This is a genomic window from Citrobacter sp. L55 (genome assembly GCF_002850715.1).
Taxonomy (GTDB): Bacteria; Pseudomonadota; Gammaproteobacteria; order Enterobacterales; family Enterobacteriaceae; genus Citrobacter; species Citrobacter braakii.
Genome location: NZ_KZ559407.1, coordinates 1 through 20,423 on the forward strand (window position 1 = coordinate 1; position 20,423 = coordinate 20,423).

The following is a 20,423-nucleotide window of genomic DNA, read 5'->3' on the forward strand; positions in this document are numbered from 1 at the left end:
CCGAGAGGTGTGTTGATAGACAGAATTTGCCTGGCGGCTGTAGCGCGGTGGTCCCACCTGACCCCATGCCGAACTCAGAAGTGAAACGCCGTAGCGCCGATGGTAGTGTGGGGTCTCCCCATGCGAGAGTAGGGAACTGCCAGGCATCAAATTTAGTGTGCTGATATGGCTCAGTTGGTAGAGCGCACCCTTGGTAAGGGTGAGGTCCCCAGTTCGACTCTGGGTATCAGCACCAATTTTTCGGTTAAAGTTTGGCACTTAGAAAAGAATTTGTCTGGCGGCTGTAGCGCGGTGGTCCCACCTGACCCCATGCCGAACTCAGAAGTGAAACGCCGTAGCGCCGATGGTAGTGTGGGGTCTCCCCATGCGAGAGTAGGGAACTGCCAGACATCAAATAAAAACAAAAGGCCCAGTCGAAAGACCGGGCCTTTTGTTTTATCTGTTAAACGCCGGGCTGTATCCGGCGCATGACTTTAATGAATAACCTGCGACAAAAACGCACGAGTGCGTTCAGATTTGGGGTGAGCAAAAAACTCATCCGGTGCTGCCTGTTCAACAATCTCGCCAAGATCCATAAAGATCACCCGGTCGGCCACTGTACGGGCAAAGCCCATTTCATGGGTAACACACAGCATGGTCATGCCTGATTGTGCCAGACCTATCATGGTATCAAGCACTTCTTTTACCATTTCAGGATCCAACGCTGATGTGGGTTCATCGAATAACATGATTTTAGGTTTCATGCACAGTGAGCGTGCAATGGCTACGCGCTGTTGCTGCCCACCAGAGATTTGCCCGGGATATTTATGCGCATGTTCAGCAATGCGAACTCGCTCAAGGTAGTGCATTGCCAGAGCTTCAGCCTCTTTTTTTGGCATCTTTTGCACCCAGATCGGTGCCAGCGTGCAGTTTTGCAGGACCGTCAAATGAGGAAAGAGATTAAAGTGCTGAAAGACCATGCCAACTTCTTGTCTGACGCGCTCAATATTGCGGATATCTTCATTGAGTTCGATCCCATCCACCACAATACGTCCTTGCTGATGCTCTTCCAGATGGTTGATACAGCGGATAGTTGTCGATTTACCCGAACCGGAAGGTCCGCATAATACGATGCGTTCTCCCTGCTTTACCTTCAGGTTGATGTTTTTCAGGACGTGAAACTGTCCGTACCATTTGTTGACGTTTTCCAGCGTAATCATCGCGTCGGTAGACGGCATTAATAATTGGCTCATAAATTCCTCAGTGCGGTGTACGCCCGGTGTTAAAACGTTTTTCCAGATGTTGGCTGTAACGCGACATGCTAAAACAGAAGATCCAGTAAATCAGTGCAGCGAAAACATATCCTTCCGTCGACATACCCAACCATGCAGGGTCCACAGTTGCCTGCTGCACGCTACTGAAGAGATCAAACAGGCCGATGATGATGACCAGACTGGTATCCTTAAACAGGGCGATAATCGTGTTAACCAGACCCGGAATAACCAGCTTGAGGGCTTGCGGAAGAATGACCAGCCCTTGCATTTTCCAGTACCCTAACGCCAGTGATTCAGCGGCTTCATACTGACCTTTTGGTAGGGCCTGTAACCCTCCGCGAACCACTTCTGCGACATACGCCGACTGGAAAAGAATCACGCCGACCAGCGCCCGGATAAGTTTGTCGATACTGGTCCCTTCGGACATAAACAGAGGAAGCATGACCGAGGACATAAAAAGGACGGTAATCAACGGCACACCGCGCCAGAACTCAATGAAAATGACGGATAAAATCCGCACGACTGGCATATGAGACCGACGTCCAAGCGCCAGTAAAATACCCCACGGAAGCGCGCCCGCAATCCCCACGGATGCAATGATAAGCGTCAGTGTTAATCCGCCCCACTGTCGGGTTTCTACGCGCTCAAGTCCGAAAAAACCACCGTACATCAACCACCAGACCACCACGGGATAAACGACGGCCCAGACGGCGATATAGCGGCCACGGTGAGGAATAGATTTCCAGAACATAGGGACGATAGAGGCCAGGCCAATGATCAGGGCCAGATTTACGCGCCAGCGCTGATCGTGGGGATAAAGTCCATACATGAATTGCCCAAAGCGTTCATGAATGAACACCCAGCAAGCCCCTGCTTTGGTGCAGTCTGCGCGGGTTGAACCGACCCAGTTGGCCTGAAAGAATACCCAGTTCAGCAGTGGCGGAAGAAATGACCAAATCAGCCAAATGCACAGCAGCGTGAGCAGGCTATTTGACCAACTGGAGAACAGGTTTTTACGCACCCAGAGTAGACTGCGGCTTGCCGGGTTACTGTTCTGACGCGAGGGGTGAGACAGCAGTGCTTTTGTCATCATGGCTCCTTAGCGCTCAATCAGTGCAATACGGCGGTTATAAATATTCATCAGCAGAGAAATGCTCAGGCTGATGATCAGGTACACCGACATCGTGATAGCAATGGTTTCAATGGCTTGCCCTGTTTGATTGAGTACCGTGCCGGCAAACAGTGAAACCATATCCGGATAGCCAATGGCGGCCGCAAGTGAGGAGTTTTTGACGATATTCAGATACTGGCTGGTTAATGGGGGAATGATGACGCGCAGCGCCTGTGGGATGATCACCTGGCGCAGTGTCACCGGATTTGGTAGACCCAGCGAGCGTGCTGCTTCATGTTGGCCATAAGGAACGGCCTGGATTCCCGCTCGAATAATTTCTGCAATAAACGCCGAGGTATACACTGAAAGCGCCAGCGTCAGGGCAGCCAGTTCGGGAATAAGCACCATACCGCCACGGAAGTTAAAACCGCGAAGGGCGGGGATATCCCAGTGAAGCGCTGCGCCAAACAGCCACTGTGAGATCATCGGTAAAAGCACGATCAGCGCCAGAGCTGTGGGCCAGGTCCGGCGTAGCTGACCGGTTTTAGTCTGGTGCATTCTGTTGTAGCGAAATAGCCCGATAGTGACGACGATAGCGATAATTACAGCGCCGCAAAAGGCAAAAAATCCTTCTCCTATTTGCGGTGCCGGAATATAGAGTCCCCGGTTACTCAGAAACATCAAGTCCAGCGCGTTAACGGCCTGACGTGGGCCGGGCAGGTTACGTAATACGGCGAAATACCAAAAGAAGATCTGCAGCAGCGGCGGTATATTGCGGAACGTTTCGATGTAGATCGTCGAGAGCTTTCGTAATAACCAGTTATCTGACAGGCGTGCCAGTCCGAGAAAGAAACCAATAATTGATGCGAAAACAATACACAGTGCAGAAACCAATAGCGTATTGAGCAGGCCAACGATAAAGACACGGCCATACGTATCGCCTTGCTCGTAATCGATCAGATGCTGGACAATACCAAATCCGGCGCTGCGATCGAGAAAAGAGAATCCCGAGGTAATACCGCTATTGTTCAGGTTATTTATCGTGTTATGGATGAGATAGACCGCAATGCAGATGACCGCAATGACGGCAAGTATTTGAAATAACCAGGCGCGGACCGCAGGGTTAGCAAAGGATAACGATCCTTTTACGATTGAGCGGCGATGGAACATAAGAAAACCTCGGTAACTATGACTCTGGACTGAGCGCCGCAGTCGCGGCGCCCGTTACATCACTACGCATTAGCGCACCGGCGGCGCATATTGAATGCCACCGTTATTCCAGAGGTTGTTCTGTCCACGTTTGATCTTCAGTGGGCTTTCCGATCCCACGTTACGCTCAAAGATCTCCGAGTAGTTACCTACCTGCTTGATAATGTTGTAAGCCCATTTGTTATCAAGCTTCAGATCCTTGCCATAATCCCCTTCTTTGCCTAACAGGTGTGCCATATCCGGCGTTGCAGGATTAGCCGCTTTTTCATCGACGTTTTTCGAGTTAACGCCCATTTCTTCCGCATTCAGCATGGCGAACAGCGTCCAGCGAACAATGGAGAACCACTCATCGTCCCCACGACGTACGACAGGTCCCAGCGGTTCTTTAGAAATAACTTCTGGCAGGACAATCCACTCCGCAGGATTACTCAGCTTGATTCGCAGGGCGTACAACTGAGACTGGTCGGAAGCCAGCGTGTCGCAGCGCCCAGATTCCAGAGCTTTAGCTGATTCATCCGAGCGGTCAAAGGTGACAGGGGTGTACTTCATGTTGTTGGCTTTAAAGTAGTCAGCCACGTTCAGTTCGGTATCTGTTCCTGCCTGGATACAAACCGTTGCGCCATCCAGCTCTTTAGCACTCTTAAGACCCGCTTTATTGTGGGTAAGAAAACCAATGCCGTCGTAATACGTTACGCCAGTGAAAGACATTCCCATTCCTGCGTCACGAGAGGAGGTCCAGGTGGTATTACGAGAGAGCATGTCGACTTCACCTGATTGTAGTGCGGTAAAGCGTTCCTTGGCGGTGAGCGGGGTATATTTTACTTTGCTATCATCGCCAAATACGGCGGAGGCAACGCCACGACATACGTCGACATCAATACCTGAGAACTTACCGCTTGCATCGGCATAAGAAAAGCCAGGCAACCCGTCACTGATCCCACACTGCACAAAACCTTTTTTCTTTACGGCATCAAGTGTTGCGCCGGCATGTGCCTGATTTGCAACCGCAAGCAGCACGCCGGCCGCAGCCAGGCTGGCTATTATCATCTTTTTCATAGAGCATCCTGTGTGGAGGAATTATTGTTATGGAAACGTTCTGAAAACGTCTTTTACCTGTCTGTGGCTATGGCCATACTCTTTTAAGCAAAGGTAGTGCCAGGTTTTTGCGCACGATTATTCGACGCAATATCCAGAGTGTAGACAGGAAAAAATAAATGCAGCGCCCTGAAGTGGTGCAAAATTGAAACGTAAGCCACATTTCGGCGCAAAAAATTTAAAAATCAAACCGGACGCGTGATAACGATTTCGTACGTTAATATTGATGACGTGAGAATAATGAAAAGAAAGCGCGCTGTTACGAAGAACTGAAAAAATGCTAATTTCAAATCGTGGATATGTGAGGAAAATCTATAATAATTTTATTATACGTTGAGTGCTATATACCAACGTTTTGTCTTATATGAAGATTTAATTCTTATTGCAAAAAGCGCGGTACCCACCGCGCTTTTAAGAAGATTTATTTGGTCAGGGCGACTATCCCAAGCGTCAGCCCGGCAACGGCTGCTGCGCCACCGGCGATGGCACCGGCTGTTTCCCAGTTATCCTGCGTGGTGCCTTTCATACAGGTATTGGTATGAACCAGGCGTCCCTGATCGTCGTAGACAGGTACGCAAGGAGAATCGTGTGCACAGCCGGCCAGGAATGCGGTAAGCAATGCAACGGATATTAATCTTTTCATGGTGTTACCTCAAAAATAAGCGTTTCGCTAATTGAGCAAAGACAAACGCTAAGCCATCTGCGAACTCGGCGATTATTTTACCACTTCTTAAAAAAATACTGACATGAGGAATAATCTCAATTCATGTGGATTGTAAAAATAATGGATAAAAAGAAAGGTGACTGGCGAGTTTTTCAGGAAGGGTTTATTAGAAATAAATGGCTATCTTATTAATAAATAAAGAGGGGCATCTTAGGTGAAAAAGGCGTCCGAAGACGCCTTTATTTTACAAATTAAACGTTGCGCCGACTAAAACGCCGTCTGACGACAACGAAGAAGACGGGGACGAAGAAGATTGCCAACAATGTCGCGGTCAGCATGCCTCCCATTACGCCTGTACCGACCGCATTCTGTGCCCCGCTACCCGCTCCGTGGCTGATAACCAGAGGCATAACCCCCAGAATAAACGCCAGGGATGTCATCAGGATTGGACGAAGACGCATGCGTGACGCCTCCAGTGTGGCTTCAATCAACCCTTTACCTTCTTTATCCATCAGGTCTTTGGCAAACTCCACGATAAGGATAGCGTTTTTGGCGGAAAGACCGATGGTAGTCAGCAGACCTACCTGGAAGTAAACGTCGTTATTCAGACCGCGTATGGACGCCGCCAGAAGCGCACCGACCACGCCGAGCGGTACAACCAACATGACTGAAAATGGAATAGACCAGCTCTCATACAATGCGGCGAGACACAGGAAGACGACAATTAACGAAATAGCGTATAACGCAGGTGCCTGATTGCCGGAGAGCCGTTCCTGATATGACATCCCCGTCCAGTCATAGCCGATACCGGTTGGCAGCTGTGCTGCCAGGTTTTCCATGAGCGCCATGGCTTCACCGGTGCTTCGACCCGGCGCGGCCTCTCCCAGTATTTCCATTGATGGCATACCGTTGTAACGCTCCAGGCGGGGTGAACCATAAATCCAATGCGACGAACTGAACGCAGAGAATGGCACCATTTCACCATTCCCACTACGTACGTAGAGATTGTTGATGTCATTGGGTAACATACGGAACGGCGCGTCAGCCTGAACGTATACCTTTTTCACTCGGCCATGATCGATAAAATCGTTCACATAGGTGCCGCCAAGGGCCGTGGAAATCGTTTGGTTTATATCCGACAGACTTACGCCTAACGCCTGGGCTTTTTCCTGATCAATATCCAGCTTAAATTGTGGGGTATCTTCCAGACCGTTAGGGCGCACGCGCACCAGCAAATCTGGATGTTCTCTCACCATACCCAGCAACTGGTTCCGGGCTTTCGTCAGTTCTGTATGACCGAGGTTAGCCTGATCAATTAACTGAAAATCAAAGCCGGTCGCGGTACCCAGTTCAAGAATGGCAGGCATGTTGAACGGGAACACCAGTCCATCTTTAATCTGGCTGAACGCCCTGGTCGCACGTTCGACGATAGCCGTCACGCCGTTTTCATCGCCCGAACGCTCTTCCCATGGTTTGAGGCTAATAAAGACGATACCGGAGTTCTGTCCCTGGCCGCTAAAGCTGAAGCCATTAACGGTGAACACCGATTTTACGTTCGCTTTTTCCTGGTTCAGGTAGTAATTCTGAATCTGATCCAGCACCTGCTGTGTGCGCGTCTGTGTCGCACCGGCAGGAAGTTGCACCATTGTCATAAAGACCCCCTGATCCTCTTCGGGCAAGAAGGAGGTAGGGAGGCGTAAAAACAGAACAGCCATTCCGCCGACGATAAGAACATATAGCAACAAGTAGCGTCCGGTTTTGCGCAGAATACCGCTGATACTATTGCTGTAATGCCCGACGCTTTTATCGAACAGGGCGTTAAACCATCCGAAAAAACCGCCTTTCTTTTCAACATGTCCGGCGGAAACGGGTTTTAGCAGCGTTGCGCAAAGCGCTGGCGTAAGAATGAGGGCGACCAGAACAGAAAGCGCCATCGCTGAAACAATGGTCAGAGAGAACTGGCGGTAAATGGCGCCGGTCGAGCCGCCAAAGAACGCCATGGGGATAAATACCGCCGAGAGCACCATCGCGATCCCGACCAGTGCGCCCTGGATCTGGACCATGGATTTCTGCGTCGCCTCTTTGGGCGGCAGTTTCTCTTCCGCCATGACGCGTTCGACGTTTTCTACTACCACGATGGCGTCATCGACCAGCAGGCCGATGGCCAGCACCATTCCGAACATCGTTAGCGTGTTGATGGAGAATCCGAATGCGGCGAGGATCGCGAATGTTCCCAACAGCACGACAGGCACTGCGATAGTTGGAATCAGCGTGGCGCGCAGATTTTGCAGGAACAGGTACATCACCAGGAAGACGAGGATGATGGCTTCAAACAGCGTTTTCACCACCTCGTTAATCGAGATTTTTACAAATGGTGTAGTGTCATAGGGGTAAACCACTTGCAAACCTTGCGGGAAGAAAGGTTGTAACTCAGCCAGCTTTGCTTTGACGCCTGCGGCAGTATCCAGCGCGTTTGCACCGGTCGCCAGCTTAATGCCCAGGCCTGTTGCAGGCTGACCATTAATTTTCGTCACCATGTTATAGTTTTCGCCGCCGAGTTCGATGCGGGCTACATCTCTGAGGTGAACCATTGAGCCATCCTGGCCCACCTTCAGCGTTATGCGGCCAAACTCTTCCGGCGTTTTCAGGCGCGTCTGAGCAATAATGGAGGCATTAAGTTGTTGACCCTGGACGGATGGTGCGCCTCCCAGTTGGCCTGCGGCAATCTGATTGTTTTGCGTTCTCAGTTGATTGATAACGTCCAGCGGAGTCAACTGATATTTGTTCATTGCGTTGCTGTCGAGCCAGATGCGCATTGCGTACTGTGCACCAAACATCTGGACATCGCCGACACCTGCTGTTCGGCTTATTGCGTCTTTAACGTTAGACGCCACATAGTCGGAAATATCATCCTGCGTCAGATTGTTATTATCGGAGACAAAACCCGCCACCATCAGGAAACCGCTACTGGATTTCTCGACGCTGATCCCCTGCTGCTGTACTTCCTGTGGCAGTAAGGGCATCGCTAACTGTAATTTGTTTTGCACCTGGACCTGTGCGATATCCGGGTCAGTACCCGACTCAAAAGTCAGAGTAATGGTGACGCTCCCGGAGGAATCGCTGGTGGAGGACATATACATCAGGTTATCGATACCGTTCATATTCTGTTCGATAACCTGCGTAACCGTGTCTTGTACTGTCTGCGCATCCGCACCTGGGTAGGTGGCAGAAATAGCGACCGCAGGAGGTGCAATGGTCGGATACTGTGCAACGGGCAGTTGCATGATTGCCAGAGCCCCTGCCATCATCAGAATGATGGCCAGAACCCAGGCAAAAATAGGGCGATTGATAAAAAAGTTAGCCATGTCCGGTTACCTTATTGCGCAGTTTTTGCGGCTGGAGTTTCGGTATCGGTGGTTGCTTTAACCTTTACGCCGGGACGCGCTTTCTGCAATCCGCTGACGATAACCTTATCGCCAGGCTGTAAGCCCTCGCTGATTAACCACTTATCACCTATCGCCTGTGTAGCAACGACGGTGCGAGCCTCGACCTGACTCTTGTCATTGACAACCATCACCGTTGCATCGCCGCGTGGCGTACGTGTTACCCCTTGTTGGGGAACGAGAATGGCATTCGGCTGGACGCCTTCATCAATACGAGCACGCACAAACATGCCCGGCAGCAGCGTGTGCTGTGGGTTAGGGAATACGGCCCTGAGGGTGATGGATCCGGTACTTTCATCAACGGTGACATCAGAGAACTGCAACGCACCTTTCAGCGGGTACGACTGACCATTTTCCATCACCAGTTCGACGGTACTGCTGGCGCTGTCTTTATGCAGGCTCCCTTGCTCAACGGACTGTTTAAGGCGCATAAAGTCATTACTGGACTGTGTTACGTCGACGTAAATAGGATCAAGTTGTTGCACGGTAGCAAGTTCAGTTGCCTGGCCATTCGTGACTAATGCGCCTTCGGTGACGTTAGATTTACCGATACGTCCGCTAATGGGCGATGTCACTTTGGTGTAGGCCAGGTTGATACGAGCGCTTTCGACCGCCGCTTTTGCCGCGATAACGGAGGCATCGGCCTGGCGAGCATCAGCAATGGCCTGATCGTACTCTTGCTGGCTGATGTACTTAGTGCCAACCAGCGGGACATAACGTTTTACCGTTAAATGTGCGATAGCTGCTGCCGCTTCACTCTTTGCCAGTTCGCCTTTGGCGCTGTCGTAGTCGGCCTGGTAAGTCGCAGGATCGATCTGATAAAGCGACTGACCGGCTTCAACATCGCTTCCCTCGGTGAAATTCCGTTTAAGTACAATCCCGCTGACCTGAGGACGGACTTCAGCAATACGAAATGCTGTTGTGCGCCCAGGTAATTCGGTCGTCACGGCTAAAGGCGCCTTTTCGACGACATGGACAGTCACCTGCGGCTCTGCGGGGTGAGCTTGTGTTTCTCCCTGATCGTTACAACCGGCGAGTAATACAGCGGACATGATGATGAATGAGGGCAGGAGTGAAAACCTGGCATTTTTCGTCATTTCTATTCCTTAAAAAAACGAACGCTCGTTATTAACCGGGTAACGCAGAGGCGATAACGCGCACAAGTGAAAATAATGGTTGGCTATCCTACAAATTATTAGCTTGCGATGTAAGCAATACTTATTTATGGGCGCGATACACGGCACGTAAAAACAAAAAAGGATTTATCTTCGGTTGTTTCATTATGGTTTTAATAGTAATGCAATGATGCGCATAAACACATATTGAAATAAGTATTTGGTTGGTGAATATATTGGTGGTTGTTATTTGTTTTGTTTATTCGTGTGCAATATCCATAATTAACTGTTTTAGAACTCGTCTAAATAAACGCTAAGTGATACATTTGTTCCGTTTAGCAAATATTACATAAGAAAGTTAATCATTCTCTACCTTACCTCAGACAGTCGAAACCATGGCCAGAAAAACGAAAGCTGATGCCCTCAAAACACGACAGCACCTGATAGAAACAGCGATTATGCAGTTTGCCGTGCGTGGTGTTAGCAATACGACGTTAAACGACATTGCGGATGCCGCCAGCGTGACCCGGGGGGCGCTCTATTGGCATTTTGAAAATAAGACGCAATTGTTCAATGCGCTATGGTTACAACAACCTCCATTACGCGATCTTATTCAGGATAAGCTTATTGGTCGTTGGGGTGATAATCCTTTACAGCGGCTGCGTGAAAAGTTTGTGGTGGGATTGCAATATATTGCACAGAATCCTCGCCAGCAGGCATTAATGCAAATTTTATATCATAAATGTGAATTTCATAACGATATGATATCAGAAAAGACCATTCGCGATAAAATAGGTCTCAGTCATCAAAGCATTCGTGATTCACTGCAAAAGTGCGTGGATGAAAATCTGATTGCCACCAGTCTGGATTTAGATGTCATCATCATTATTCTGCACGGTAGCTTTAGCGGAATAATAAAAAACTGGTTAATGAATCCAGTGAGTTATGATTTGTATGGGCAAGCGCCAGTATTAGTTGATAACGTATTAAAAATGTTAAGCCCAGACGGCTGTGTAATGCAATTAATGCAGAGTGAAAATCAGCCAGGATAGTTTTAGCCGCCAGGGCCTGACGGCTGTCGACGTTTTTTTCGTCGTGCTATTCGAGGTCGACGCAGTTGACCAGCTTGAGGGGGTTTACAGAATTCATATTCCGGCACTTATCGTGCTCCGTTGTCATCAGCTCTATCCACTGAATGAGCAGCGCATCAAAGAGAAAAACGAAGACCGCAAAAACAACCAGCCACCAATACTTGCGAATCATTACCAAACCCTGTGTATTCATGCCCAAGCGTGCAGGGAATATACACGAAATCTGCAAGCTGAAAAGCAGACTTACAATGCCTTTACTTTGCTGAAAGATCGCCGCTCTTTGCTGTTAATCGACTCTTTTTAGACAGATTTTTTGTCTTCCGCTTTTTCACCTTTGCAAGTTCATTCTCTGAAAAATGCGAACCAATGCTCATTCTTCTGAGCCCCATTTTTACGTACTCGGCATTGATTTCAATCCCGACAAACTTGCGACCTAATTCCACGGCAGTGGCACCGGTAGTGAAGCTACCGGCAAACGGATCCAGCACGCTGTCATCTGGACTGGAGGAAGCCAGAATGATGCGTTCAAGGAGGGCTTTGGGTTTTTGAGTCGGGTGATTTTCGTATTCGTCCATCAGATAACGAACGCGTGGAAACTCCCAGACATTGCCTGGTACTTTTTTCTGGTTGTAAGGTTGGGGCGGGTTCTTTCTGTAGTCTATCAGTGCACGTTTAGCGCCCGTTTTGGCTTCAACCAAAATATCATCACGATTAAACGTGTAGTTTTTCTGATCTTTTACCATCATCAGAAGCGGTTCATACATCGAACCAAAGTGATTTTTGGCCTGCACCCCGGAGCTATCGTATGACCACACGATACGGCTCTTGATGGTAAAGAGCTGGCGGCATTTGAGATCGATGTACGGCATGTTCTCCGTACTGTTCATGATGTACATGGTGCCGTGTGGTTTGAGAATGCGATGGCACTCGTCAATGCACTCAAACAGCCATGCCAAAAATGCCTCTTCGTCCCAGGATTCCACCATCCCGTCAAAGTCTTTACCGATGTTATAAGGTGGGTCGGCGAAAATGAGATCGACGCTTTCTGACGGCAGCTTTTTCAGTTCGGTCAGAGCATCACCCAGGATTATCTTTTTAGATTCATCGCCAAAATAGACAGGTTCACATCTTGCGTTCATCGCCAAAGCCTCCCGTGTGACGTTAATAAAAAAGGCGCTTCCCCATGCCGAGTAGCGCCTTTTAAAACAAACATTTCGCTGATTAGTATCAGTTCATGCCGTATTTTTTCAGTTTTTTACGCAGCGTACCACGGTTGATGCCCATCATCAGGGCAGCACGGGTCTGGTTACCGCGGGTGTATTGCATCACCATGTCCAACAGGGGCTGTTCTACTTCAGCCAGTACCAGCTCATAGAGATCGTTAACATCCTGACCATTCAATTGAGCAAAATAGTTCTTCAGTGCCTGTTTAACCGAGTCACGCAGGGGCTTTTGAGTTACCTGATCCTGAGAGTTAACGGTAGAAACGGTCAGTACGTCAGAATTTACGCGTTGTTCGAACATAGTTCTGTCAGCTCTTTATTTCTGTTTACGCAAAATTTTCGAAGTATGCCTCCAACGCCGCCAGCTGTTCGCTGGAATCTTCAATGGCGTTGAATGTGCGCCGAAACTGGTCATCCGGAGCGTGTTCCTGGAGATACCAGGATACGTGTTTACGCGCAATTCGGTACCCTTTTGCCTGACCATAAAAGTCGTGCAGTTCCCGAACGTGCGCACAAAGCAAGCGCTTCACCTCTGCCAGAGGCAGCGGGGGCAGCAGCTCCCCAGTGTCCAGATAATGCTGGATTTCCCGAAAGATCCAGGGTCTTCCCTGAGCTGCACGTCCTATCATCAGGGCATCCGCCCCCGTATAGTCGAGTACAGCTCTGGCTTTATGCGGGTCAGTAATGTCGCCATTCGCGATAATCGGAATGGAAACTTTCTGCTTAACTGCCCGAATACTGTCGTACTCAGCATCTCCATTGAACAAACAGGCGCGGGTGCGTCCATGAATGGTCAGAGCCTGAATGCCACAGTCTTCAGCCAGTTGGGCAATCTCTACGCAGTTACGGTGTTCCGGAGCCCAGCCGGTGCGAATCTTGAGTGTGACAGGAACGTCCACTGCATTGACGACCTCGGTTAGTATTGATTTCACTAGATCCGGGTACTGCAAGAGGGCTGAACCTGCGAGCTTGCGATTCACTTTTTTAGCCGGACACCCCATATTGATATCAATAATCTGGGCGCCGCTTTCCACGTTAATACGTGCGGCATCGGCCATCTCAACAGGGTCGCTACCGGCAATTTGCACCGTGCGAATTCCTGGCTCATCAACGTGCACCATCCGTAAACGAGATTTGTCACTTTCCCAAACCTGCGGGTTAGAAGACATCATCTCGGATACCGTCAATCCTGCTCCCATCTCATAGCACAGCGTCCTGAATGGTCTGTCAGTGATGCCAGCCATAGGTGCTGCGATCAGGCGATTTCTGAGCTGGTATTGTCCGATGCGCATGAGTTAAGAAATGACCATACTGTGACTGCAAGGCGGCGTATATTACGCATTTTTCGCACGAGATGAAAGGCCAAACTTTGACCAATCCACTGAGGTGGATCAATGAATTGCTGGTTAAGTACACAGTTTCAAATTAAAATCTTTAATAATCAGTTTGATACGTGGTTGTGCTAATTTTTCATCCGTTTATAAATTCCGAAAACTTCTCTTTTTTTATTACGGCCAGCCTCAGGTTATCAGGATAAAAAGCTGTTTTTGTGAGCAAATAGTGGCTTTGTAATGCGATCTCGCTCTCATTTCCGCAAATCCTTTTGCGAAAAAAAGAGCGATTATTGCGTTACCAACGGTAACGAGAGGGGATTATTTTTTCTGACCGGTAATGCGGCACCACTCTTCTTTCTCGATAACCGGATCGAGCGTAAAGAGTTCGGCATAGGCCTCACAGACGCTTTCCGCCTGGCTGGCAAGAATGCCAGAAAGACCCAGTAAACCGCCCTCAACGGGCAGTACGCTGATTAACGGTGCCAGTTCACGTAATGGGCCTGCGAGGATGTTTGCGACCACCACGTCGGCTTTCATCGCCTCTGGCTGGTCTTTCGGCAGATAAAGCTCCAGACGCTCAGAAACGCCATTACGCTGGGCGTTATCACGGCTGGCCTGAATTGCTTGCGGATCGATGTCTACGCCGATGGCTTTTGCCGCACCCAGCTTCAGTGCCGCAATGGCAAGAATGCCGGAGCCGCAGCCGAAGTCGATGACGGTTTTGCCGTTTAGATCGAGACCGTCCAGCCATTGCAGGCATAGGGAAGTGGTGGGGTGAGTGCCGGTACCAAACGCCAGACCCGGGTCCAGCATCACGTTGACGGCATTCTCATCCGGGACATCGCGCCAGCTTGGGCAAATCCACAAACGTTCACCAAAGCGCATCGGGTGGAAGTTATCCATCCATTCGCGTTCCCAGTCTTTGTCTTCGAGCTGTTCGATTTTATGCGCGAAGCCTGCACCCAGCAGCGGATGCTGCTCCAGGATGGCAACCACTTCTTTCATGTCGGTTTCTGCATCGAACAAGCCGATAACGTCGGTATCTCCCCACAGGCGAGTCTCGCCCGGCAGAGGCTCAAATACCGGCGTATCATGCGTGTCCTGGAAAGTAATGGAAACGGAGCCCGCTTCCATCAGCGCATCGCTCAACTCTTCAGCGTTGGCACCGGTCGTGTTCAGTTTCAGTTGGATCCATGGCATGGCAAAACTCTTTTATTTATCAGTAGTCAATATGGCGGCTTGCGGGACGGCAGAACCGAAACGGTTGCCGATCAGGAAAGCCAGCAAGCTTATCAGTAACGAGGGCACAATCGGGTGGAAACCCAGGTACTGAATGTTAAATGTAGCGAGTACGGCATAAAGAACGCCGCCGATAATCATCGCGCTCAAAGCGCCCGCCGCGTTTGCACGCTCCCAGTACAGGCCCAGTACCAACGGCCACAGGAAGACGGCTTCCAGCCCGCCAAACGCCAGCAGGTTAAGCCAGATAATCATCTCTGGTGGTTTCCAGGCGGCCAGTAGCAGTAACGCGCCGAGCAACAGGGTAATCACTGCCGACATGCGCTTCAGCCGGGTTTCGTTTTTCAGCTGTTCCGGACGCAGGTTCAGGTACAGATCCTTAATGATCGTAGCGGAACTTTGCAGCAATTGGGCATTGATCGTCGACATGATCGCGGCCATGGGGGCCGCGAGGAAGATCCCAGCAGCTACCGGCGGCAACACTTTGACCATTAGCGTAGGGATAACCAGATCCGGCACTGTCAGATCAGGGATCACCGCACGCCCCAACGCACCCGCCAGATGCATACCAAACATCAGGATCGCCACTACGATGGTGCCGATGATAATGCCGCGGTGTACAGCTTTGCTGTCTTTATAAGAGATGCAGCGTACTGCTGTATGCGGCAGCCCAATTACGCCAAAGCACACCAGTACCCAGAATGAGGTCATGAACGTGGGTGACAGAATGTCATCCGCGCCTTGCGGCGAGACCAGTTTAGGGTCGATAGTTTGCAGGGTTACCACCGCATTGCTGAGGCCACCGGCAGCATGAACGACGCCGACCAGCAGAACAATAGTACCAATCAGCATCACCATACCCTGCATGGTGTCGTTCAGTACGCTGGCGCGAAAACCGCCGAACGCCGTATACAATGCGATACTGACGCCAAAAATAAGCAAACCGGTTTCGTAAGGTATACCCGCAGCGGTTTCAAGCAAACGTGCGCCGCCAATAAACTGTACGGTCATTGCTCCGACAAACGCGACCAGCAGGCTAAGGCTTGCCAGCCACACAAGCAGGCGACTCTGGTAGCGGGCAAACAGCATATCGTTGAGGGTAACGGCATTATAACGGCGCGCCAGAATCGCGAATTTCTTACCAAGAATCCCCAGAGAAAGCCAAACGGCGGGCAACTGGATCATCGCCAGCAGCACCCATCCCAGCCCGTATTTGTAAGCGGCGCCAGGACCGCCAATAAACGAGCTGGCGCTAATGTAGGTTGCCGTTAGCGTCATGGCTAATACGACCCCGCCCATCGAGCGGCTGCCGAGGAAATATTCATTCAGGAAAGTGCCGGTCGATCTCTTACGCATGGCGTAAACGGAAAGACCGAAGACCACCAACAGATAGGCGACCAGCGGCAAAATAACTTCAAGCTGCATCGTCATCCTCCAACGGAATGTCGCGATAGATAAACTTCACCATCGCCCAGCACAGCACGATGAAAACCAGCGGCGTTAGCAGGCAGGCCATTTCGAACCAGTGTGGTAAGCCGGTAAAACCGAGCGTGGAATCTGGTAAGTAAGCGGCCACTAACCATGTGGCAAGATATAAAAGGGTCAGCCACAGCGCCCAGCGCGCCTCTTTATGGGCCTGAACAAAACGAGCGTCCATTTTTTGTCCCTTGTGGATAAAGAAAGCGGGGATTGTACCTTATGGCACGTGCGGGAGGGGAGAAAAACAAAAGGCCGGAATTTCCGGCCTTTTCAGTTAACGCACGCTTACTTTTCCTGAAGTCCGAGTTTTTTCTCCAGATAGTGGATATTGGTTCCACCGTGCTGGAAATGCTCGTCATTCATGATGCGGATCTGCAGATCAACGTTGGTTTTGATACCGTCGATGATCAGTTCCTGCAACGCGTTTTTCATACGGGCGATTGCTACGTCGCGGTTTTCGCCATAGCAGATCAGCTTACCGATCATTGAGTCATAGTACGGAGGTACGGTGTAGCCTGCGTAAATATGAGACTCCCAGCGCACACCAAAGCCACCTGGCGCGTGGAAACGCGTGATTTTACCCGGGCTTGGCAGGAAGGTGTTCGGGTCTTCGGCGTTGATACGGCATTCTACCGCATGGCCTTTAACCACAACTTCATCCTGCTTGATGGACAGCGGTTGTCCCGCAGCGATGCGCAGCTGCTCTTTGATCAGGTCAACGCCGGTGATCATTTCGGTTACCGGGTGTTCAACCTGAATACGGGTGTTCATTTCAATGAAGTAGAACTCGCCGTTTTCGAACAGGAACTCGAAAGTACCTGCACCGCGATAGCCGATATCAACGCACGCTTTGGCGCAACGCTCGCCGATGTAGCGACGCAGTTCCGGAGTAATGCCCGGTGCTGGCGCTTCTTCGACGACTTTCTGGTGACGACGCTGCATGGAGCAGTCACGTTCTGCCAGATAAATCGCGTTACCCTGACCGTCCGCCAGCACCTGAATTTCGATGTGGCGTGGGTTTTCCAGGTACTTCTCCATGTAAACCATGTCGTTGTTGAAAGCCGCTTTCGCTTCCGCTTTGGTCATGGAGATGGATTGCGCCAGTTCGGCATCGCTGCGCACGACGCGCATACCGCGACCGCCGCCGCCGCCGGAGGCTTTGATAATAACTGGATAACCGATGCGCTTCGCATGAGCGCGGTTAGCGTCCATGTCGTCGCCCAGCGGGCCGTCAGAGCCTGGGACTGTTGGTACGCCAGCTTTCTTCATCGCGGTAATTGCGGACACTTTGTCGCCCATCAGGCGGATGGTGTCGGCTTTCGGGCCGATGAAGATAAAGCCGGAACGTTCTACCTGTTCAGCAAAGTTGGCATTCTCTGAGAGGAAGCCATAGCCCGGGTGAATTGCCACTGCGCCGGTGATTTCAGCAGCGCTAATGATAGCCGGGATGTTCAGATAGCTTTTTACGGACGGAGCCGGGCCAATACAGACCGTCTCATCCGCCAGCAATACGTGTTTTAAATCGCGATCCGCGCTTGAATGCACAGCGACAGTCTTGATGCCCAGCTCTTTACAGGCACGCAGAATACGCAGGGCGATCTCACCGCGGTTGGCGATAACAATTTTATCCAACATGTTCGCCTCGTTATTCGATGACGACCAGCGGCTCGTCAAATTCTACCGGTTGACCGCTTTCTACCAGAATCGCTTTCACTACACCGGATTTGTCGGCTTCGATCTGGTTCATCATTTTCATGGCTTCAACGATGCACAGGGTATCGCCCGCATTCACTTTCTGGCCGATTTCGATGAACGCTTTCGCATCTGGGCTCGGGGTGCGGTAGAACGTACCAACCATTGGGGAGCGTACGATGTGACCACTGATTTCCGCTGCTGCCGGAGCTTCCATACTTGGAGAGGCAGTTTGTGCGACAGCGTTAGACAAAGCTGGCTGCTGCATCACTGGTGCAGCATAAGCCTGTTGCATCATTGGAAAACTTGCAGCTGGCGCCGCACGGCTGATGCGTACAGACTCTTCGCCTTCAGAAATTTCCAGTTCGGAGATGCCTGATTCTTCAACCAGCTCGATCAGTTTTTTAATCTTACGAATATCCATGAGTGGGTTCCGTACTCTTTGTTTAGTGAGATTGTGACAAGCGTTTTACCGCCGTCTGTATAGCATTTTTATAACAGTGAGTGACAAGATGCCACGCATCTCAGGCATTGCACTGGGTGCGGTTGCCATTAAGTGAGATTGCCAGACTTGTTAGTCATTGTGCGGCTATCTTCTGCCATTTTCGGGTAAAAGACAAAATATACCTTCAACATGCGAATGTCACCCTTTCAGCGCTCTAAAAACGCTACCGGGGATAGCAAAGTCGCACATTATAACTATTTCGTAGCAATTGGCAGCTAAATACTGGTCTTATCAGGGAAGATAATCAACCGTTAACATGTAAAGAAAATCTGATCGTCCACATTTTGTAACGCACTGCACATAACGTGAAACTACCGCCACCACTGGCGAAACTTCTTGTAACGGCAGGCTAACAACACCACAGCGAGTGCTGCATAAATAATCGGTTGAGGGGAGATAATTTTTACCGACCACAGATAATGTATGGGTGCCAGGATCGCCACAAAATAGACGAAGTTGTGCAAATACTGCCAATTTTTGCCCAGTTTTCGCTGAGCCGACTGGGTGGAGGTTAACGTGAGGGCGAATAATATGCCCCAACTGGCAATGCCCAGCATCAAATAAGGTCGCGTGATTAATTCCCGTCCTAACAGCGCCAGATTATGAATGCCCAGTTCCAGGAGTGCGTAGCTGGTTAAATGCAACGTTGCCCAGGCGAAACACCATAGCCCTAACAGGCGCCGTGTGCGTATCAATAATGGCTGTTTAGCGTAGCGCGCGAGGGGAGAGACCAGCAAGGTCGCCAGCAAGAATTTCAGAGCTGTCCTACCGGTAAAGTGCTGGATATCTTTGACCGGGTCTGCGCTCAGACTACCGTGATTCACCGCCCAAAATAGCCAGACAAACGGTAAAAAGCCGGCAAGGTGCAGGCAAACTTTCAGCCCGGTAATGTGCTTTGCAGTCAGGCGCACTCAAAAATTCTCCTGCAGGTTAAGACCACGGTACAGCGAAGCGACCTCGTCGGCGTAACCGTTAAACAGCAGCGTGGGTTGGCGCTGAACGTCCAGAATACCGCCTGCGCCAATAAAACGCTCAGTGGCCTGGGACCAGCGCGGGTGATCGACATGCGGATTCACGTTGGCATAAAATCCATATTCATTGGGGGCGGCCAGATTCCAGGTTGTCGGGGGGCGTTCGCGGGTTAGTTTAATACTCACGATCGACTTAATGCCTTTAAATCCGTATTTCCACGGCACAATTAAGCGAATGGGCGCGCCATTTTGTGGGGGAAGAGCTTTTCCATAAACCCCCACGGTAAGCAGAGTGAGTGGATGCATAGCTTCATCCAGACGCAGTCCTTCGATATAGGGATACTTGAGCCCGCCGCCAATAAAGCGATCTTTTTGTCCGGGCATTTCATCCGGTGCGTAGATCGTTTCGAAGGCGACATATTTTGCGTTGCTGGTGGGTTCAACCTGCGCCAGCAGTTTATGTAACGGAAAACCAATCCACGGCACGACCATTGACCAGGCTTCCACACAGCGCATCCGGTAAATCCGTTCTTCCAGTGGGAAACGGGCGGTCAGCGCATCGTGATCGAGGGTGAGTGGCTTTGCCACCTCACCACTGATTTTTAACGTCCACGGATCGGTTTTCAGACTGCCAGCATTGGCTGCCGGATCCGCTTTATCGAGACCGAACTCATAGAAGTTGTTGTAGCCAGAAACTTTATCCGCTGGCGTTAAAGGAAGCGAATTTTGCCAGGCGGCGGGTTTACTGAAATCAAGCGGCTTACCCGCGGGCGCGGGCGGGCGGTCATTCCCCTTAAACCAGCTAAGAAGGTCAGCCTGCGCAGAGAGGGGGAAAGACAACGCGGCGGCGCTGATTCCTAATGCTTTCAGTACCTGGCGGCGTTGCATAAAAAAAGCCGACTCGTCAGTGACGTCGGCTTCTGTAAATGGACGTAATTTCTTCATAACAGACTCCCGGCTTACGCGTCATAACTGACAGGGGACGCGTAGTTAATATGG

At 50.5% G+C, this 20,423-nt stretch carries 19 protein-coding genes, 1 tRNA gene and 2 rRNA genes; 4 read left to right on the plus strand and 18 right to left on the minus strand.

What is annotated here, in order from left to right:
- Nucleotides 1–29 precede the first annotated feature (29 nt).
- From rrf (B9P82_RS17690) to rrf (B9P82_RS17700), 3 genes are all read left to right on the plus strand, one after another.
- Nucleotides 30–145: ribosomal RNA gene (gene rrf, locus B9P82_RS17690) — 5S ribosomal RNA — on the plus strand.
- Nucleotides 146–159: 14 nt separating this feature from the next.
- A tRNA-Thr gene (locus B9P82_RS17695) sits at nt 160–235 on the plus strand.
- A 38-nt stretch (nt 236–273) separates the two neighbouring features.
- Nucleotides 274–389: ribosomal RNA gene (gene rrf / locus B9P82_RS17700) — 5S ribosomal RNA — on the plus strand.
- Nucleotides 390–473: 84 nt separating this feature from the next.
- Here rrf (B9P82_RS17700) and B9P82_RS17705 read toward each other — a convergent pair.
- The 7 genes from B9P82_RS17705 to B9P82_RS17735 all read right to left on the minus strand — a co-directional run bounded on the left by B9P82_RS17705 (nt 474) and on the right by B9P82_RS17735 (nt 9,872).
- Nucleotides 474–1,232, minus strand: coding sequence for an amino acid ABC transporter ATP-binding protein (locus B9P82_RS17705; RefSeq protein ID WP_016154732.1), 759 nt, complete (start codon nt 1,230–1,232; stop codon nt 474–476).
- Nucleotides 1,233–1,239: 7 nt separating this feature from the next.
- Nucleotides 1,240–2,343, minus strand: coding sequence for an amino acid ABC transporter permease (locus B9P82_RS17710; protein ID WP_101700708.1), 1,104 nt, complete (start codon nt 2,341–2,343; stop codon nt 1,240–1,242).
- Nucleotides 2,344–2,352: 9 nt separating this feature from the next.
- Entirely contained in the window at nt 2,353–3,534 is a 1,182-nt protein-coding gene (locus B9P82_RS17715; RefSeq protein WP_101700709.1) for an amino acid ABC transporter permease, read from the minus strand.
- A 69-nt stretch (nt 3,535–3,603) separates the two neighbouring features.
- Entirely contained in the window at nt 3,604–4,629 is a 1,026-nt protein-coding gene (locus B9P82_RS17720) for an amino acid ABC transporter substrate-binding protein (RefSeq protein WP_003025295.1), read from the minus strand.
- A gap of 460 nt (nt 4,630–5,089) precedes the next feature.
- Entirely contained in the window at nt 5,090–5,311 is a 222-nt protein-coding gene (locus B9P82_RS17725) for a lipoprotein (RefSeq protein ID WP_003025292.1), read from the minus strand.
- Nucleotides 5,312–5,583: 272 nt separating this feature from the next.
- Nucleotides 5,584–8,697, minus strand: a complete 3,114-nt coding sequence (locus B9P82_RS17730) for an efflux RND transporter permease subunit (RefSeq protein WP_016157598.1) — start codon at nt 8,695–8,697, stop codon at nt 5,584–5,586.
- Nucleotides 8,698–8,708: 11 nt separating this feature from the next.
- Complete coding sequence (locus B9P82_RS17735) at nt 8,709–9,872, minus strand: efflux RND transporter periplasmic adaptor subunit (RefSeq protein ID WP_047499795.1); 1,164 nt, start codon at nt 9,870–9,872, stop codon at nt 8,709–8,711.
- A gap of 413 nt (nt 9,873–10,285) precedes the next feature.
- Here B9P82_RS17735 and envR point away from each other — a divergent pair, with 413 nt between their 5' ends.
- Nucleotides 10,286–10,942 (plus strand): acrEF/envCD operon transcriptional regulator, encoded by a 657-nt coding sequence (gene envR / locus B9P82_RS17740; RefSeq protein ID WP_101700710.1) that lies wholly within the window; start codon nt 10,286–10,288, stop codon nt 10,940–10,942.
- A 46-nt stretch (nt 10,943–10,988) separates the two neighbouring features.
- Here envR and B9P82_RS17745 read toward each other — a convergent pair whose 3' ends face one another.
- The 11 genes from B9P82_RS17745 to msrP all read right to left on the minus strand — a co-directional run bounded on the left by B9P82_RS17745 (nt 10,989) and on the right by msrP (nt 20,369).
- A complete protein-coding gene (locus tag B9P82_RS17745) occupies nt 10,989–11,153 on the minus strand; it encodes a DUF2556 family protein (RefSeq protein WP_003025279.1) in 165 nt (54 codons plus the stop codon).
- An 82-nt stretch (nt 11,154–11,235) separates the two neighbouring features.
- Nucleotides 11,236–12,120 carry an adenine-specific DNA-methyltransferase gene (gene yhdJ, locus B9P82_RS17750; protein ID WP_047413935.1) on the minus strand — a complete coding sequence of 295 codons (885 nt, stop codon included), beginning with the start codon at nt 12,118–12,120 and terminating at the stop codon, nt 11,236–11,238.
- 88 nt (nt 12,121–12,208) lie between these two features.
- A complete protein-coding gene (gene fis, locus B9P82_RS17755) occupies nt 12,209–12,505 on the minus strand; it encodes a DNA-binding transcriptional regulator Fis (protein ID WP_000462905.1) in 297 nt (98 codons plus the stop codon).
- Between the two features lie 25 nt (nt 12,506–12,530).
- Nucleotides 12,531–13,496 (minus strand): tRNA dihydrouridine synthase DusB, encoded by a 966-nt coding sequence (dusB, locus tag B9P82_RS17760; protein WP_003025224.1) that lies wholly within the window; start codon nt 13,494–13,496, stop codon nt 12,531–12,533.
- A 360-nt stretch (nt 13,497–13,856) separates the two neighbouring features.
- Nucleotides 13,857–14,738 carry a 50S ribosomal protein L11 methyltransferase gene (gene prmA, locus B9P82_RS17765; protein ID WP_016154723.1) on the minus strand — a complete coding sequence of 294 codons (882 nt, stop codon included), beginning with the start codon at nt 14,736–14,738 and terminating at the stop codon, nt 13,857–13,859.
- A gap of 12 nt (nt 14,739–14,750) precedes the next feature.
- Nucleotides 14,751–16,202, minus strand: coding sequence for a sodium/pantothenate symporter (panF, locus tag B9P82_RS17770; protein WP_016157593.1), 1,452 nt, complete (start codon nt 16,200–16,202; stop codon nt 14,751–14,753).
- The gene (locus B9P82_RS17775; RefSeq protein WP_016154721.1) at nt 16,192–16,434 is read right to left on the minus strand and encodes a YhdT family protein; all 243 of its coding nucleotides are present in this window, start codon (nt 16,432–16,434) and stop codon (nt 16,192–16,194) included. The genes panF and B9P82_RS17775 overlap by 11 nt, the downstream gene beginning before the upstream one ends.
- 107 nt (nt 16,435–16,541) lie before the next feature.
- The gene (gene accC, locus B9P82_RS17780; RefSeq protein WP_003828838.1) at nt 16,542–17,891 is read right to left on the minus strand and encodes an acetyl-CoA carboxylase biotin carboxylase subunit; all 1,350 of its coding nucleotides are present in this window, start codon (nt 17,889–17,891) and stop codon (nt 16,542–16,544) included.
- Between the two features lie 10 nt (nt 17,892–17,901).
- Nucleotides 17,902–18,372: an acetyl-CoA carboxylase biotin carboxyl carrier protein gene (gene accB / locus B9P82_RS17785; RefSeq protein ID WP_003025210.1), complete on the minus strand. Its 471-nt coding sequence runs from the start codon at nt 18,370–18,372 to the stop codon at nt 17,902–17,904.
- A gap of 392 nt (nt 18,373–18,764) precedes the next feature.
- Nucleotides 18,765–19,364, minus strand: coding sequence for a protein-methionine-sulfoxide reductase heme-binding subunit MsrQ (msrQ, locus tag B9P82_RS17795; protein ID WP_101700711.1), 600 nt, complete (start codon nt 19,362–19,364; stop codon nt 18,765–18,767).
- Entirely contained in the window at nt 19,365–20,369 is a 1,005-nt protein-coding gene (gene msrP, locus B9P82_RS17800; protein WP_046275076.1) for a protein-methionine-sulfoxide reductase catalytic subunit MsrP, read from the minus strand.
- Nucleotides 20,370–20,423: the final 54 nt, after the last annotated feature.